Below are 15,686 nucleotides of genomic sequence, written 5' to 3'. Positions count from 1 at the left end.
CGGACAGTTTATTTCATATCCAGCAAATGGCCCATTTTGGCCGCTTTGGTCGCCAGATAGCGCTCGTTTTTCGGGTTGCGCCCGACGATCAGCGGCACGCGCTCGATAATATTGATGCCGGCCTGGGTCAGGATCTCGATTTTTTGCGGATTGTTGGTCAGCAGACGAACCGCCCCCACGTCCAGCAGTTTGAACATATCGGCGCACAGGGTGAAATCTCGCTCATCGGCGGCAAACCCCAGTTGATGGTTGGCTTCGACCGTATCGACGCCCTGATCCTGCAGCGCGTAGGCGCGGATCTTATTCAACAGACCGATATTGCGCCCCTCCTGGCGATGATATAGCAGGACGCCGCGCCCCTCTTCCGCAATATGCGTCAGGGCGGCTTCGAGCTGAAATCCGCAGTCGCAGCGCAGGCTAAACAGCGCATCGCCCGTCAGGCATTCAGAGTGAACCCGCGCCAGCACCGGCTCAGGGCCGGAAATATCGCCGTAAACCAGAGCCAGATGATCGTGACCGGTTGCCAGTTCTTCAAATCCCACCATCAGAAAGTCACCCCATGGCGTGGGTAATTTGGCTTCCGCCACTCGCTTTAACTGCATACAACTCTCCAAAAAACAAAAGCACGGATGCCGGCGCGGCGCGCCGACATCTGAACCAGACAGGTCCGCGACAGTGTCGGGGCGGGCTATTCTGCCACAGTTTTTTCCTGACTGTATTGTCCATTTACAGCAAGTCCGCCGCCATTTTAGCGCGTTGTCCGGCGGGATGGGCATAATTTCTGCTAGCATTGTGACGGTATTGTTGCCGTGAGCAACGCTGGACAAAGGGAGAATCAATGTACGATATCGCGAAACGCACCACGATCGGCGCCGGATTATTACTGCTTATACCGCTGGCGGTATGGGCGCTGGACTGGCAGTGGCAACCCGGCTATCACGGCATCGGGCTGCGTATGCTGTTCTGGATAACCGAAACCGTGACGTCCCCCTGGGGTACGCTGACCAGCCTGATTTTGGGCGGCTGGTTCTTATGGTGCCTGCGCTTTCGCCTGCGGCCGGCGTTGGGGCTTTTCGCCATTATGCTGTGTGCGGTGATCGTGGGACAGGGGGCGAAATCGCTGATTAAAGACTGGGCGCAGGAGCCGCGTCCCTACGTACTCTGGCTGGAGCACAATCATCAGGTTGACGAGCGCGACTTTTACGCATTGCCGCGTAAAGAACGTTCGGCGCTGGTAAAACAGCAGTTGTTGAGTGAGTCGGCGATCCCGTCGTGGCTGCGCGAGCACTGGCAGTTTGAAACCGGCTTCGCCTTTCCGTCCGGTCATACGATGTTCGCCGCCACCTGGGCGCTGCTGGCCGTCGGTCTGCTGTGGGGGCGACGTCACTATAAAACGGTGACGATTCTGATGCTGTGGGCCGGCGCCGTGATGGTCAGTCGACTGATGCTGGGCATGCACTGGCCGCGCGACCTGCTGTTTTCCACCTTAATCAGCTGGCTGCTGGCCATCGCCGCCGGCTGGCTGGCGCAACGCTGCTGCGGTTCGCTGAGTCCGGCGCCGCAGGAAACTCCGCCTGCCGACCAGACGGCGCGCTAACCGGTACGGGCCGGCATCGTTCCGGCCCGCCTGATCCCTTTGGGCCAGCCGACGTTATTCGTATTCCCTCCGACGGTTTGTGTCCCGCCTCGTGATTCGCGGGCCTGGTCTATCCCATCGCGGCGCTGCGGAGCGATACGCTGATCTTCATCAACGCGTCGTTCGCGCAGCGCGTAAAGACGCGCAAAACGAATGATGGCGATAAATGCAGCGCGGAGGCGATTTTTGCTTGCTTCATCCCTTCGCTATAATAAAACGTGGTTATTTTCACCGCCAGGCGCTGTTGATCCTGTTTTCGGCATAACGCGGATTTTCAGATGGCGTGCGATCGACATGTTTATTCGGGTATGAATCAATAACCGGCTATGCGTGCGGGAAAAAGAGAGAACGGCAGGCCGCCGGTGTAAGGTCTTGTCACCGCTGTTTTTAGTCATGAGGCCGCATTATTGCTATGCTGTGCAGCATAAGATGTGGAACGGTATTTCCCGGTTTACAACGGAAATGCTAATTTAATGGAGTCTGACGGCGTTATCCTTCGGGATAAGGCGACATAACAGGAAAAATAATGTGAAATACTTGCTGATTTTTTTACTCGTACTGGCGATATTCGTTATTTCTGTCACACTGGGTGCCCATAACGATCAGGTGGTCACTTTTAATTATCTGCTGGCGCAGGGCGATTACCGCGTGTCGACGCTGCTGGCGACGCTGTTCGCGGTCGGGTTTATTCTGGGCTGGGTGATCTGCGGGCTATTCTATCTGCGTTCGCGCATTGCGCTGGGCCGCGCGCAACGAAAAATCAAACGTCTCGAGCAGCAGTTGTCCGCTGCGGATGAGCAAGAAGTGACGGCGTCACAGCCAGTCGTTCAATAAGGGATCCCGTTTTATGTTAGAACTGCTGTTTCTGTTGTTGCCCGTGGCTGCCGCTTATGGGTGGTACATGGGCCGCAGAGGCGTACAGCAGGACAAGCAACAGGAAGCGAACCGCCTGTCGCGCGAGTACGTCACCGGCGTGAACTTTCTGCTCGCCAATCAGCAGGACAAGGCGGTCGAGCTGTTCCTTGATATGCTGAAGGATGAAACCAACACCTTTGAAGCGCACCTTACGCTGGGCAATCTGTTTCGCTCGCGCGGCGAGGTCGACCGCGCGCTGCGCATTCATCAGGCGCTGACGGAAAGCGCGTCGCTCAGTTTCGAACAGCGCCTGCTGGCCGTCCAGCAACTGGGGCGCGACTATGTGGCGGCCGGCCTGTACGACCGGGCGGAAGAGATCTTCAACCAACTGGTGGATGAAGAAGATTTCAGCCGCGGCGCGCTGCAGCAGCTGTTGCAGATCTATCAGTCGACCAGCGAATGGCAAAAAGCCATTGACGTGGCGGACAAACTGGTCAGGGGCGGCAACGACGAGCTGCGGATAGAAATTGCGCATTTTTACTGCGAACTGGCGTTGCTGGCGATGGGCAGCGACGATCTGGATAAAGCGCTGGCGTTACTGAAAAAGGGCGCGCAGGCGGACAAACAGTGCGCCCGCGTGTCGATCATGCTGGGGCGCATTTTTATCGCGCAGCAGCAGTACGCGCAGGCGGTCAATGCGCTGCAGCAGGTGCTGGAGCAGGACCGGGAAATGGTCAGCGAAACGTTGCCGATGCTGCAGGAGTGTTATCACCATCTGCAGCAGCCGCAGGCGTGGGCGGCGTTTCTGCAGCGCTGCGTGGAAGAAAACTGCGGCGCGACGGCCGAGTTAATGCTGGCGGATATTCTGGAACAGAGCGAAGGCGCGGAGATGGCGCAGGTCTACATCAATCGTCAATTGCAGCGCCATCCCACGATGCGGGTGTTCCACCGGCTGATGGATTTTCATCTCAACGAAGCGGAAGACGGGCGGGCGAAAGAGAGCCTGCTGGTGCTGCGCGATATGGTCGGCGAGCAGATTCGCACCAAACCGCGTTACCGCTGCAGCAAATGCGGCTTTACCTCCCAGTCGCTCTACTGGCATTGTCCCTCCTGCCGCGCCTGGGCGTCGGTTAAACCTATTCGCGGCCTCGACGGCCAGTAACCCGGCCGCCGCGCCGCGGCAATGACGCCACGCGCGGCGCACACCCCGACTTGTCAGCCTGCCGCCTGGCCGGTATCGGCGACAAAACGAGAATGATAACAATAACCGTTTTACTTCTCGGGCGAAATGCGTACTATTTTTGCACGTTATTCTTTTGCCTGGGCCACTGTGTCGCTGATACGGGTTTACGCATTGCATCGTTTTCTTCCCGCATGGCTGGGAATACTGGCGATCGTCATGATGTCGATCGCGCCAGGCATCTCCCGCGCGCTGGAGCAGGCGCACGCCGAACAGATGATGCTGATGCCCGACTGCGAAAGCGGTCATTCATCGGTCGCCCACCACCCGTCGACGGCAGACGCCGCTCCGGCTGATGTCAGCGTTGAAGCGCATAGCCACCGCGCCGCCGACGGCGAGCATATGGCCTGTGGATATTGTCTGCTGCTGATCCATCTACCGATGCTCAGCGTTGCCGCTTTTTTTGTTTTTCCGGCGCTTAGCGCGCCCGGCGCGCTTTCCTCCGGCTACGTTTGCCGTCTGTTTGTCCCCGCATTGCCTTCAGCCTCGCAGCCCCGGGCTCCGCCCGCAGTTTCTCGCTAACCCAACAAAGCTATTTTCTTTATTGCCTGCGGCGCCGGCGGTCGCGGCCTGTCATGACGTCGCCGCGCGCCATTCCGTCGCGGCGACAACGCGGGCCGGCGCTAATGGCGCGGCGCTATTGGCGTTCGGGCACAGGGCGGATCTGGCGCCGCAGACACGTGAGCGGTCGTTATCCCGCGAAGGATTCTGGCGCTATTCAACGCCGCATCCGCTATCGCGGAGCGCCGCGATGACTGTATTTAAGGCTGGCATGAAAAAATTCATAAGTTCGTTACTTAAACAAAGCGTGGCGTCGCTTATTGCGCTGATGGCCGTTATCGCGAGCCTCAGCGGTCCGGCGCAGGCCGGGATCCGCATTACCGATGTGCTGGGCCGACATGTGGTGTTGCATAAGCCGGCGCAGCGGCTGGTGCTGGGGTTTTATTTCGAGGACTACATCGCCATTACCGGACCGGGCGCCATTGATCGGCTGGTCGGCATTTCGCTGAACTATTGGCAGGGCTATCGCCCCCGACAATACGAAGCCTATCTGGCGCGTTTCCCGGCTATCGCCGGACTGGTCGATATCGGCGACGTAGATAAGGGCAGCTTGTCGGCGGAGAAAATCATCGCCGCCAGGCCGGATGCGGTGATTCTCGCCGCCAGCCAGTTTGACTATCTGGGGCCTGCGGTTGAAAAAATCGAGGCCTTTGGCGTGCCGGTGGTGGTGGTCGATTACAACGCGCAGACGCTGGAAAAGCATCTGGCCAGCACGCGGATCATCGGCCAGGTGATGGGCAGCGAAGGTCGGGCGCAGCAGCTGGCCACCGAGTATAAAACGGCCGTCGAGGATACCGAGCGGCGGGTGGCGTCGGCCGCGCAAGCGACTAAGCCTAACGTTTATGTCGAACTCGGCCAGCAAGGCAGCGCGGAGTACGGCAACTCTTACGGAAAGGGAATGTGGGCCGGCGTTATCGATATGGCGGGGGGCGCGAATATCGCCGCCGGCAAGATCGCCGGCTGGGGACCGCTCACGCCTGAGTATGTGGTGGCCTCCCGACCCGATGTCATTCTGGTGACGGGCTCGGAATGGATGACCATGCCCAACGCGGTGCTGATGGGATTCGGCATTGACGCGACGACGACGCGGGAAAAACTGCGACCGTATCTGGCGCGGGCCGGCTGGAACACCCTTCCGGCCGTACGGCAGGGCCAGGTTTATGCCATTTATCATGGCGGTACGCGGACGATTTACGATTATGTTTATCTGCGCTACATCGCGAAAATCCTTTATCCGCAAGCGTTCAAAGACGTCGAGCCGCAAGAGGAACTGCGGCGCTATTACCGCACTTATTTGCCGCTGATGCCGGACGGCACCTTTATGCTGCGGCTGGAGTCCCGGTCATGACGGCGTGGCTGGCGGACAGCGGGGCGGCCGCGCAGTTGCGCGTCTACCGTCGGGGCGCGGCCAGACGGCGTCTGGCGATTCTGCTCATGGCGACGGCGCTGGCGGCGTTAATCTGTACGGATTTGGTCACCGGTCCGTCATCCTTGCGCATAAGTGAAGCGGTAGACGCTCTGTTTTATGGCATGAATCGCGCCGATTCGATGGCGGCCACGATCATTTGGTCTTTCAGGCTGCCGACTACCCTGATGGGCGCGCTGGTGGGCATCAGCCTGGGCATCGCCGGGCTACAGATGCAGACTATTCTGGATAATCCGCTCGCCAGTCCGTTTACGCTGGGGTTTTCCGCCGCAGCCGGGTTTGGCGCCGCGCTGGCGATTATGTATGGCGCGGCCGTGCCGCTGGTCGCCTGGCTGCTGGTGCCGCTATCCGCATTTAGCGCAACGCTGATCGCCTGCGGACTGATTTATCTTATCGCGCGTTTTTGTTGCGCCAGCGCGGAAGTATTGGTGCTGGGCGGCATCGCCGTAATGTTCATGTTCCAGGCGTTTCAGGCGCTGTTGCAGTATCTGGCCTCGCCGGAGGTGCTGCAGCAAATCGTCTTTTGGCTGTTTGGCAGCCTGCAGCGCGCCTCCTGGACCAGCATCGCCGTGGTCGGTTTTACCCTGCTTATCTGCCTCCCGGTGCTGCTCATCGACGCATGGCGCCTGACCGCGCTGCGGCTGGGCGATGTGCATGCGCGCAGCCTTGGCGTTAAGGTGGATCGCCTGCGCTGCCGCACTTTTATCATCATCGCCTTGCTGACGGCTTCCGCCGTGGCCTTCGTGGGAACGATTGGTTTTGTCGGCCTGGTGGCGCCGCACGCGGCCAGAGCGCTGGTGGGGGAAGACCAGCGCGCGCTGTTGCCGCTTTCGGCGCTGACTGGCGGCATTATGCTATCCGGCGCGTCGGTGGTCTCCAAACTGATCGCGCAGGGCGCGGTGGTCCCCATCGGCATTGTCACGGCGATCGTCGGGGTGCCGATCCTTTTTATGTTGATCATTCGTCGCGGAATGGGGGGATAAATGAGCGCAGACGTATTAAATCTTGCCGATGTTTCGGTCAGCCGCGGCCGGCGGCGGGTAGTCGACAACGTCAGCGTCGCGCTTCGCGGCGGGGGCGTGGCGGCTATCTGCGGTCCGAACGGCGCGGGGAAATCCAGTCTGCTGGCCGCCATCGCCCACCTTCACCCTTTTAGCGGCAGGATCAGCTGGAATAATCGCCGCCTGGAACGCCATCACTTCGCCTATATGCCGCAGTCAGGCGCGATGCGGGCCGAGCTTAGCGTGCTGGAAGTGGTGCTGCTGGGGAGGATTGAGCGGCTGAAATGGCGTCTGGCCGGCGGTGAGCTGGAAGCGGCGCTGGCGGCGCTGGACAGCGTGAATATGGCGCATTTGGCCAATCGCAAGATCAATACGCTGTCCGGAGGGCAGCAACAACTGGTGCTGCTGGCGCAACGGTTGGTGAAGCAACCCCGGCTGTTGCTGCTGGACGAACCGACCAGCGCGCTGGATATCCGCCGTCAGCTAGTCGTACTGGAGCTGCTGGCGCGCTACGCCAGGCAGAGCGGGGCGCTGGTCGTCATGGTCTTACACGATCTGTCCCTTGCCGCGCGCTATGCCTCGACGCTGTTATTGATCGACGAAGGCCGGCTTATCCGGGCGGGCGAGCCGATGGCGGTGCTGCAACCGGCCGCGCTGCTGACCGCCTATCATATCGAAACGGAGGTGCTGCGCACGACGGCCGGCCACGCCATTATTGCGCCGCTGCGCCCGGCGGAAGGGAAGGAAAGCCATTAGCCGACGGGGCGGCGTTAAGACGGCCAAATTGTCGTTGCACGAGGCTGCGAGGTATGTGATTTCTCTTATTTAGTTACAACATACTTATATTTTTAATTTGCAATCGACAGCGGCAATGTGCCCATATGCGTTCAGCAGGACTGAGGGCGGCTGGGATTTCCGCCGTGCGGCATGTAGAATGCGCGGGTAAATCGCCTGCCGCCCGCAGGCGCCGTTTTTAACAGGGGTGAGTAGATGAGAGCAAAACAGTCAGACCAGAATCATTCGGCGGTGACGTCACCGATCATTGTTGCGCTGGATTATGCTGACCGTCACGCCGCATTATCGTTTGCCGATCGCATTGACCCGCGTGACTGTCGGTTAAAAATCGGCAAGGAGATGTTTACGCTGTTTGGTCCGCAGCTGGTGCGCGATCTGCAGCTGCGCGGCTTTGACGTCTTTCTTGATTTGAAATTTCATGATATTCCCAATACCGCGGCCCGCGCGGTGGCGGCCGCCGCCGATCTGGGCGTCTGGATGGTGAACGTGCACGCCAGCGGCGGAGCGCGCATGATGACGGCGGCGAAAGCGGCGCTGCTGCCGTTCGGCGCCGACGCGCCGTTGCTGATAGCGGTCACCGTGCTGACCAGCATGGAGTCCGGCGATTTGCAGGATCTGGGAATATCCCTGTCTCCGGCGGACTACGCCGAACGCCTGGCGCGGCTGACCCGAGACTGCGGGCTGGACGGCGTGGTCTGTTCCGCCCATGAAGCGCAGCGGCTGAAGCAGGCCTGCGGCCAGTCCTTTCAACTGATTACGCCGGGAATTCGCCCGGCGGGCAGCGCTGCCGGCGACCAGCGCCGCATTATGACGCCGCAGCAGGCGCGCGACGCCGGCGTGGATTATATGGTGATCGGGCGCCCAATTACGCAGTCGGCCGATCCGGCCGCTACGCTGCGCGAGATTATCGCGTCGCTCGGGGCGGAGGCATCCGCATGAGCGACAGCCGGTTAGTTTATTCGACGGAAACGGGCCGCATTCAGCCTGAAGCGGACAAGCCGCAGCGAGCGAAAGGGGACGGCATTGTGCGTATTCAGCGGCAGACCAGCGGCCGAAAAGGTAAGGGCGTGTGCGTGATTACCGGTATTGATCTGAGCGATGAAGCGCTGAGTCGACTGGCCGCCGAGCTAAAGAAAAAATGTGGCTGCGGCGGCGCGCTGAAAGACGGCGTGATTGAGATTCAGGGCGATAAACGCGACCTGCTGAAACAGCTGTTGGAAACCAAAGGGATGCAGGTCAAGCTGGCCGGCGGCTGAATCGGTCGCCGCCTGTTGCAACGAAAGGTCGCGTTTACCATTTAACCGCGCCTTTCTGCCAGGCCAGCAGACGATCGCGCACGGCAAACAGCAGCGTAATCAGCGAAGAGAACAGCAGCGCCATCACGATCAGGGCGCCGTACATGTTGGCGTAGGCGGCCCAGCCCTGCGCCCACTGCAGATACCAGCCGAGTCCCGATTTCACGCCCATCATTTCCGCCGCCACCAGGACGGAAAACGAGGCGCCGAGCCCCATAAACAGACCGGTGAATACGTAGGGCAACGACGCGGGGATCGCGACCCGCAGGATTAAAAAGATCGGGCTGGCGCCCAGCGTCAGCGCCACGTCATAATAATTTTTATCCACGCTGGCCACGCCGGACCACGTCAGAACGGTGACCGGAAACCAGGTCGCCAGCGCGATTAAAAAGATGGCGGCCGAAAAACTGGAAGGAAAGAAATAGAGCGATAGCGGCAGCAGGGCGGTCGAAGGTACCGGACCGAGAAAACGCAGTACGGGGTGAACCCAGTAGCCCAGCGCCTGCGACCAGCCGATCGCGACGCCTGTCATAAAGCCGCTCAGACTGCCGAACAGAAAGCCCAGCGCCAGCAGGCGAAGCGAATGCAGCACGCTATCGCTGAGCCGCGGCCAGTCGGTCACATAGGCTTCTATCAGCGCATGAGGCGGCGCGAAAAACGGTGCGGGTAGAAGTGCCAGCTTTGCCGTAACAATTTCCCATAGCGCCGTGAGCAGCGCTAAAACGATTAGCCAGCGGCCGCCGTTGCGAATTCTGCTGGTTAGCGGCTGAACCAACAGACGCAGACCCGGCAGCGGTTCCAGCAATGTCAGTGCGAGGATAGTCGTCGCGAAAAGCGCGACAAGGATATTCGTCTCAGTCACGTAACGAGGTTTGACGAAGCCAACGGATTTGTCCGGCCACAGAAACATCAACAACGCCAGCGCGCCCCAAAGTATCGCTGCGGCCAGACCGCTGTACCAGAAACCGGCATACGGGCGCGGTGCGGCCGATATCCGCTCGAATGCGCCATCCTGGCTGGCGGCCGAAAGTGATTTGCCTGACATAGTACCCCCGTGGGCAGAAATATATTTACGCCGAGGCCTGAATAGCGCGGGCTCAGGCCGGCGTCTGGCTGTGAACGTGCTGATGGGCGACGGGGCCGCTCAGGATATCCGGCACATAGTGCGCGGCAAACTGGTCGGCATCGGTCTCAGGCCTGATCACGTTAATGGTTTTCAGATCGTTAATGTAAAAGGCGATCTCTTTGCGTAACTGTTCACCGGTGGAACGATGATTGTGCGTATGTTGTTGCAGAATGGCGGCGACATCCTGGGGCGGTATGGTACTGGGCAGATAGGGGGCGAAGATTTCAGCGCTTTCGGCCGCATGTTGCGCCGTCCACTGTTGCGCATCGAGAATCGCCTGGGTAATCGCTTGCGCCACCTCCGGCTGCTTACGTACCAGTTCCCCGCGCAGGCCCAATACGCAGCAGGTGATAGTGGCGTATTCGCCCTGTAAATTGTTGGCCAGCTCCACCAAATGGTCATTGCGCTTAATCAGCCACGCCTGCGGGTCGTCGCCGGCGATTGCCTGCACCTCGCCCTTGCGCAGCGCTTCGCCAAACAGATCTGCCGGATACTGCACCCAGTTCACCTGTTTGTCGGGATCAATACCCTGTTTGGCCAGTTGAATCGCAAAAAAGTTTCGAATCGGGCTGGCCTGATCGCTGACGGCGACCGATTTGCCGGCCAGATCGGCCACCCGGCGTATGTCGCTGTTTTGCGGCACCAGCAGACGCATACAGCCGCCGTGCGTGCCGGCGGTCAGATTGACGTCGAATCCCTGTTCCAGCGGCTTTAACCAGCGCAGCGCCATACCGATGCCGCCGTCGGCATGGCCGGTGGCGATCGCCTGCAGCAATGCATCGGTTGGGCCGCTGAAGTTAACCGGCTCCACGTTAAGACCGTATTTTGTGAAGAATCCTTGCTTCAGGGCGACGGAAATCGGCGCCTGACAGATGGCCGTCTGACCCCATGCCAGTTTTACCGTCGTCAGCTGCGTCGTATTTTGCGCCCGCGCGGCAGTCGGCGCGAGCAGCGGCGAAAACACACTCAGTCCGGCCGCCGTACCGACGCCGGCCGCTCCCAGCGAGGCGAGAAAGCGCCGTCTTGAGAGTAATAAATCAGAATCTGACATATAGGAACCTCGCCTTATGTTATTTAAACGTCTGCAACGGGAAGTTTTAATTTATAAGAAACCATTGTGGGGTTAAATGATAAATAACCTTATGGAATTTTATATATTAAATGGTTATCTGGTTATTTTTCATGTATTACTGACGCGCCCAGGTTTTATGGCTTTCGTTATTTTTTCGACGTGACGCGTATGGGGCGGATTTATTTTGATAAAATTAACGTTATTTATACATCAATCTTTTTTTGATAATGCTTATCCGTAATTCTGCTATCTAAGACAGAATATATTATGCCAGACTGCCTGACAGACAAATCGTCTGTCGGGAAAGCGTGGGCTGGCTATATTGGCGCCGGTTATCCGTTTATTTATGAACTTTTATCCTGGAGTACATCAGCTATGACGATGAGTCAGACTGCTGCCGGCCATCAGGCGCGTTTATCTGGATTATATCTGGCAGCAAAACATATCAGTCACGCATTTACCCTGGAAGGGCGTTTATTGCCGGTGTTGGACGATGTCTCAATCTCCGTGGCGCCGGGGGAGTTCATGGCGTTGCTGGGACCATCCGGCTGCGGCAAGTCCACGCTGCTGAGATTGATTGCCGGGCTGGAAAAACCGTCGCGAGGCGAATTGCGGGCCGATGACGAACCCATCACCCGGCCCGATCCTACGCGCGTCGTGGTATTCCAGGACCCGACGCTCTATCCGTGGCGCACCGTCTGGCAGAATGTGGCGTTAGGGCTGCAGGCGCGCGGCCAGCTTGATGAGGCGGGTAAGCAGCGCGTGGATGATATTCTGGCGCACGTCGGGCTGTCGCAGTTCGCCCGCGCCTGGCCGCGTCAGCTATCGGGCGGTATGGCGCAACGCGCCGCGCTGGCAAGGGCGCTGGTCAATGACCCGCGGCTGTTGATTCTGGACGAGCCGCTGGGCAAGCTGGATTCTCTGACGCGTATCCGTATGCAGGGCGAACTGGTCAAACTGTGGCAGGAAAAGGGCTACAGCGCGTTGATGGTGACGCACGATGTGGAGGAAGCACTGCTGCTGGCGAATAAAGTCGTGGTATTCAGCGCGCGTCCGGCGCGTATTCTGCAAACTATCGACGTTGGTTTACCCTATCCGCGGCGGCGCAATGATCCGCGTTTAATTGAGTTACGCACGCATGCGCTGGCATTGCTTAATAGCGAAAATAATATATAAACGGCGACGTTGCTTCGTTAATGAGACGGCTGGTGAATGATTTATCTGATATTTTTATCAAGGGGGCGTTATGAGTGACCTTAATGAATATCTGGCGCAAAAGCGCGCGTCGTTGCTGGCGCGTAATGCCCGCGATCCGGAGACATTAAAAACGGAAACGATTACTGCGCGCTACGGCGGAAGGGCGCAGCGGGGTTCGGCATATTCGCATCCGCGACCATCATATTATCAGCGATAGCCCACCGGACTTCGCCGGCTATAATTTGGGACCGGCCTCGCCGGAAATATTTATTGGTTCATTATCCAGCTGCCTGACGCATATTTTCCTGATTCATGCGGCAGAGCGGCAGATTCCTTTAACGCGACTTGAGGTTGAAGTGCAGGCCGATGTGGATGTGCGCGGCGGTAAGACGGGGTATGAAAATATTCCGTTTTATCCGTTCAACCTGCGCTATACGGTCGACATTGATACGTCGGCCAGCGAGGATGAGATCGCCGCATTGCATCAGGCGGTGGAAACCTGGTGCCCGGTATTGAACCTGATTAAGCGCCCGCAGTCGCTGGAGGGGAAAATTCGCTATCGGCACGTTGCCGCCTGACGGGAACGCCAATGGCACGCGCGGCGCCATTGGCGTGAAATCGATCTTTGTCGTCGTTAGCGGCCGACCTGGTTGCCGATGAGGCCCCCGATCGCCGCTCCACCCAGCGTGCCGAGGGTGCCGCCGCCGGTTAGCACCGCGCCGCCTACTGCGCCGGCGCCGGCGCCGATAACCGTGTTACGGTCGCGTTTGGACATATTTGAGCAGCCGCTCAATGCCACTGCCAGGGTGATTGCCAGTGCCGCCGTGGTAAAACGCTTAGTTACTTTGATCATAATCTTTCCTTTTCCTCTGGCTCACGCATAATCAATAGAACAATACATGGCATACCGATAACAATACGGCGTCAGATGAAGTTACATACCACTACCCGACGCACATGCAGTATAATTAGCTGCCGGGCAGTGAACAGGTAAAAAGTCTTAGATTATTCGACTCGTTGCTCGAATGGCACGTAAAGCCACAGACTGCCGATCGACGGCGTGCTACGCCTCGCGGTGCAGCGGGGCATAGCGCGGCAAAACGCCCCGCGAACGGGGCGTTGATCAACTGACGTGGACTGTCCGCTTAACCCGCCTTTGCCTCTTCACGCAGCTGGCAGGCGGTTTCACAGGCGGTGGGGCGATCGCTGTTCAACGCGCGACGAATAGCGAAGAAGGCGGAAACCAGCATGGTCACCGCGACCAGCATAAAGAACGCGCACAGAGCGGCGTTAATCTGGTTGCTGAACACGATGGTTTGCATATCCTGCACGCTTTTGGCCGGAGCGATAAGCGTTCCTTGCTCTAGCCCGCCGGCGAAACGCTTCGCCTGCGCGAGAAAACCGATAGCCGGTTTTTCATGAAAAATTTTCTGCCAGCCGGCGGTCATTGAGGTTATAAACAGCCAAATAGTGGGCAGAATGGTCACCCACGCATAGCGCTGCTTTTTCATCTTAAACAGTACCACGGTGCCGAGAATCAGCGCCATCGAAGCCAGCATCTGGTTGCCTATGCCAAACAGCGGCCACAGCGTATTAATGCCGCCCAGCGGATCGATAACGCCCTGATAGACGAAAAATCCCCAGCCCGCAACGGCCACGCTGGTGCCGGCCAGATTGCCGAGCCACGAGCGGCTGTTGGCCAGGCGCGGAATGGCGATGCCCACCAGGTCCTGAACCATAAAGCGGCAGGCGCGGGTGCCGGCGTCCACCGCGGTCAGAATAAACAGCGCCTCGAACAGAATGGCGAAGTGATACCAGAAGGCCATCATCGCGCGGCTGTTAAAGATTTCGCTAATGATGTAGGCCATGCCGACGGCGAAAGTCGGCGCGCCGCCGGCGCGCGATAATATGGAGGCTTCGCCGACGTCGCGTGCGATATCGCTCAGCGCCTGCGGCGAAATGACGAATCCCCAGCTATTAATCACCTGCGAGGCGTTTTCGACCGTGCTGCCAATCAGGGCGGCCGGCGAGTTCATTGCGAAGTAAACCCCGGGGTCGATGACCGAGGCGCAGATTAGCGCCATGATAGCCACGAAGGACTCCATCAGCATCGCGCCATAGCCGATAAACCGAATATGACTTTCGCGTTCGACCAGTTTGGGCGTGGTGCCGCTGGATACCAGCGCGTGGAAACCGGAAATGGCGCCGCATGCGATGGTGATAAACAGGAACGGGAACAGGCTGCCGGAGAACACCGGACCGGAACCGTCGATAAAGCGCGACACGGCCGGCATTTTCAGTTCCGGCATAGCGAATACGATGCCGATCGCCAGGCCGACGATAACGCCGATTTTCAGAAAGGTCGATAGATAGTCGCGCGGCGCCAGCAGCAGCCATACCGGCAGCACCGAAGCGATGAAGCCATAGATGACCAGCGCAAGAGTCAGCGTGGTGCCTTTCAGCGTAAACAGCGGGCCCCAGTACGGATGCGCGGCGATGTCGCCGCCGTAGATGATGGCCAGCATCATCAGCACGAAGCCAATAATCGAAATCTCCGCGATTTTTCCCGGCCGCAGGAAGCGCATATACACGCCCATAAACAGGGCGATTGGAATCGTCGCGGCGATGGTGAACAGACCCCACGGACTGTCGGCCAGCGCCTTGACCACCACCAGCGCCAGCGCGGAAAGAATGATGATCATGACGCCCAGCGCCCCCAGCATAGTGACGACGCCGGCGAAGGTGCCCAGCTCCTGTTTAGCCATTTCGCCCAGCGAACGGCCGTCGCGCCGGGTGGAAATAAACAGCACCAGGAAGTCCTGTACCGCCCCGGCCAGCATCACCCCGACCAGGATCCAGATAGTGCCCGGCAGGAATCCCATCTGCGCCGCGAGTATCGGCCCCACCAGCGGGCCGGCGCCGGCAATCGCGGCGAAATGATGTCCGAACAGCACCCACTTATTGGTCGGCACATAGTCCAGACCGTCATTGCGGCGTTCTGCGGGCGTCAGACGCCGGTCGTCCAGCTCAAACACGCGTTTAGCGATAAACAGACTATAGAACCGGTAAGCGATGCTATAACAGGCCACGGCCGATACCACCAGCCATACGGCATTGACATGTTCGCCGCGGCTCAGCGCCAGCATCGCGAAGGCGAATGCGCCCGCTAACGCCACCGACAGCCAGATCGCAAAGCTCTTAAGGTTGTTCATTATGACGGCTCCTTCGTAAACGGAAGAGGCGCACCCAGGCTCTGTCAGCCGGCGCGGCATTGCCGGCCGCCGGGGCGCTGAATGCGCGTTTCGGGTAACGTGCGCGATGGATAAATCCATTTAACCATAGTGTCTTTCATGGCGGGGAAAAGGCGGCACAGCGTGAAAGTGTGAGGGAGAATGAAATTCTGTAAAATTATTTAACTACAAATCGCGCCGGGCCGTCGTCTGCGATGTCTGACCCTCCCGCCGGAGAAGCGAAAATAGTGA

16 protein-coding genes are annotated in these 15,686 nt (G+C 58.9%); 11 read left to right on the top strand and 5 right to left on the bottom strand.

Annotated elements, in window-relative coordinates; translation table 11 throughout:
* Nucleotides 1-8 precede the first annotated feature (8 nt).
* The gene (ribA, locus tag FJU30_RS07080; protein WP_150434271.1) at nucleotides 9-602 is read right to left on the bottom strand and encodes a GTP cyclohydrolase II; all 594 of its coding nucleotides are present in this window, start codon (nucleotides 600-602) and stop codon (nucleotides 9-11) included.
* A gap of 236 nt (nucleotides 603-838) precedes the next feature.
* Between ribA and pgpB the strand changes: the two genes are divergently transcribed.
* The 9 genes from pgpB to yciH all read left to right on the top strand — a co-directional run bounded on the left by pgpB (nucleotide 839) and on the right by yciH (nucleotide 8,770).
* The gene (gene pgpB, locus FJU30_RS07075) at nucleotides 839-1,597 is read left to right on the top strand and encodes a phosphatidylglycerophosphatase B (RefSeq protein WP_150434270.1); all 759 of its coding nucleotides are present in this window, start codon (nucleotides 839-841) and stop codon (nucleotides 1,595-1,597) included.
* Between the two features lie 567 nt (nucleotides 1,598-2,164).
* Nucleotides 2,165-2,470 (top strand): LapA family protein, encoded by a 306-nt coding sequence (locus FJU30_RS07070; protein ID WP_150434269.1) that lies wholly within the window; start codon nucleotides 2,165-2,167, stop codon nucleotides 2,468-2,470.
* A gap of 13 nt (nucleotides 2,471-2,483) precedes the next feature.
* On the top strand, nucleotides 2,484-3,653 hold the full coding sequence (gene lapB, locus FJU30_RS07065) for a lipopolysaccharide assembly protein LapB (protein ID WP_150434268.1): 1,170 nt from the start codon (nucleotides 2,484-2,486) through the stop codon (nucleotides 3,651-3,653).
* A 192-nt stretch (nucleotides 3,654-3,845) separates the two neighbouring features.
* On the top strand, nucleotides 3,846-4,253 hold the full coding sequence (locus tag FJU30_RS07060; RefSeq protein WP_191091539.1) for a DUF2946 domain-containing protein: 408 nt from the start codon (nucleotides 3,846-3,848) through the stop codon (nucleotides 4,251-4,253).
* 250 nt (nucleotides 4,254-4,503) lie between these two features.
* Nucleotides 4,504-5,640: an ABC transporter substrate-binding protein gene (locus FJU30_RS07055; protein WP_150434266.1), complete on the top strand. Its 1,137-nt coding sequence runs from the start codon at nucleotides 4,504-4,506 to the stop codon at nucleotides 5,638-5,640.
* A complete protein-coding gene (locus FJU30_RS07050) occupies nucleotides 5,637-6,701 on the top strand; it encodes a FecCD family ABC transporter permease (protein WP_150434265.1) in 1,065 nt (354 codons plus the stop codon). Before FJU30_RS07055 ends, FJU30_RS07050 begins: the two co-directional genes overlap by 4 nt.
* The gene (locus tag FJU30_RS07045) at nucleotides 6,702-7,475 is read left to right on the top strand and encodes an ABC transporter ATP-binding protein (RefSeq protein ID WP_150434264.1); all 774 of its coding nucleotides are present in this window, start codon (nucleotides 6,702-6,704) and stop codon (nucleotides 7,473-7,475) included. It abuts the gene before it with no gap.
* A 234-nt stretch (nucleotides 7,476-7,709) separates the two neighbouring features.
* The gene (gene pyrF / locus FJU30_RS07040) at nucleotides 7,710-8,453 is read left to right on the top strand and encodes an orotidine-5'-phosphate decarboxylase (RefSeq protein WP_150434263.1); all 744 of its coding nucleotides are present in this window, start codon (nucleotides 7,710-7,712) and stop codon (nucleotides 8,451-8,453) included.
* Nucleotides 8,450-8,770, top strand: coding sequence for a stress response translation initiation inhibitor YciH (gene yciH / locus FJU30_RS07035; RefSeq protein ID WP_150434262.1), 321 nt, complete (start codon nucleotides 8,450-8,452; stop codon nucleotides 8,768-8,770). Before pyrF ends, yciH begins: the two co-directional genes overlap by 4 nt.
* A 34-nt stretch (nucleotides 8,771-8,804) precedes the next feature.
* Here the strand turns inward: yciH and FJU30_RS07030 are convergent, their stop codons facing one another.
* Together FJU30_RS07030 and FJU30_RS07025 are read right to left on the bottom strand one after the other, a co-directional pair.
* A complete protein-coding gene (locus tag FJU30_RS07030) occupies nucleotides 8,805-9,854 on the bottom strand; it encodes an ABC transporter permease (RefSeq protein WP_150434261.1) in 1,050 nt (349 codons plus the stop codon).
* A 52-nt stretch (nucleotides 9,855-9,906) separates the two neighbouring features.
* Nucleotides 9,907-10,986: an ABC transporter substrate-binding protein gene (locus tag FJU30_RS07025; protein ID WP_150434260.1), complete on the bottom strand. Its 1,080-nt coding sequence runs from the start codon at nucleotides 10,984-10,986 to the stop codon at nucleotides 9,907-9,909.
* A gap of 402 nt (nucleotides 10,987-11,388) precedes the next feature.
* Between FJU30_RS07025 and FJU30_RS07020 the strand changes: the two genes are divergently transcribed.
* Together FJU30_RS07020 and FJU30_RS27070 are read left to right on the top strand one after the other, a co-directional pair.
* Entirely contained in the window at nucleotides 11,389-12,183 is a 795-nt protein-coding gene (locus FJU30_RS07020; protein WP_395858507.1) for an ABC transporter ATP-binding protein, read from the top strand.
* Nucleotides 12,184-12,446: 263 nt separating this feature from the next.
* Complete coding sequence (locus FJU30_RS27070) at nucleotides 12,447-12,782, top strand: OsmC family protein (RefSeq protein WP_223881512.1); 336 nt, start codon at nucleotides 12,447-12,449, stop codon at nucleotides 12,780-12,782.
* A 56-nt stretch (nucleotides 12,783-12,838) separates the two neighbouring features.
* Here the strand turns inward: FJU30_RS27070 and osmB are convergent, their stop codons facing one another.
* Nucleotides 12,839-13,057 carry an osmotically-inducible lipoprotein OsmB gene (osmB, locus tag FJU30_RS07010; RefSeq protein ID WP_150434258.1) on the bottom strand — a complete coding sequence of 73 codons (219 nt, stop codon included), beginning with the start codon at nucleotides 13,055-13,057 and terminating at the stop codon, nucleotides 12,839-12,841.
* Nucleotides 13,058-13,349: 292 nt separating this feature from the next.
* Nucleotides 13,350-15,416, bottom strand: coding sequence for a carbon starvation CstA family protein (locus tag FJU30_RS07005; RefSeq protein ID WP_150434257.1), 2,067 nt, complete (start codon nucleotides 15,414-15,416; stop codon nucleotides 13,350-13,352).
* Between the last annotated feature and the right edge of the window lie 270 nt (nucleotides 15,417-15,686).

The sequence above is a fragment of the Affinibrenneria salicis genome (assembly GCF_008710095.1).
This window is presented reverse-complemented; position numbering and strand designations above follow the sequence as displayed.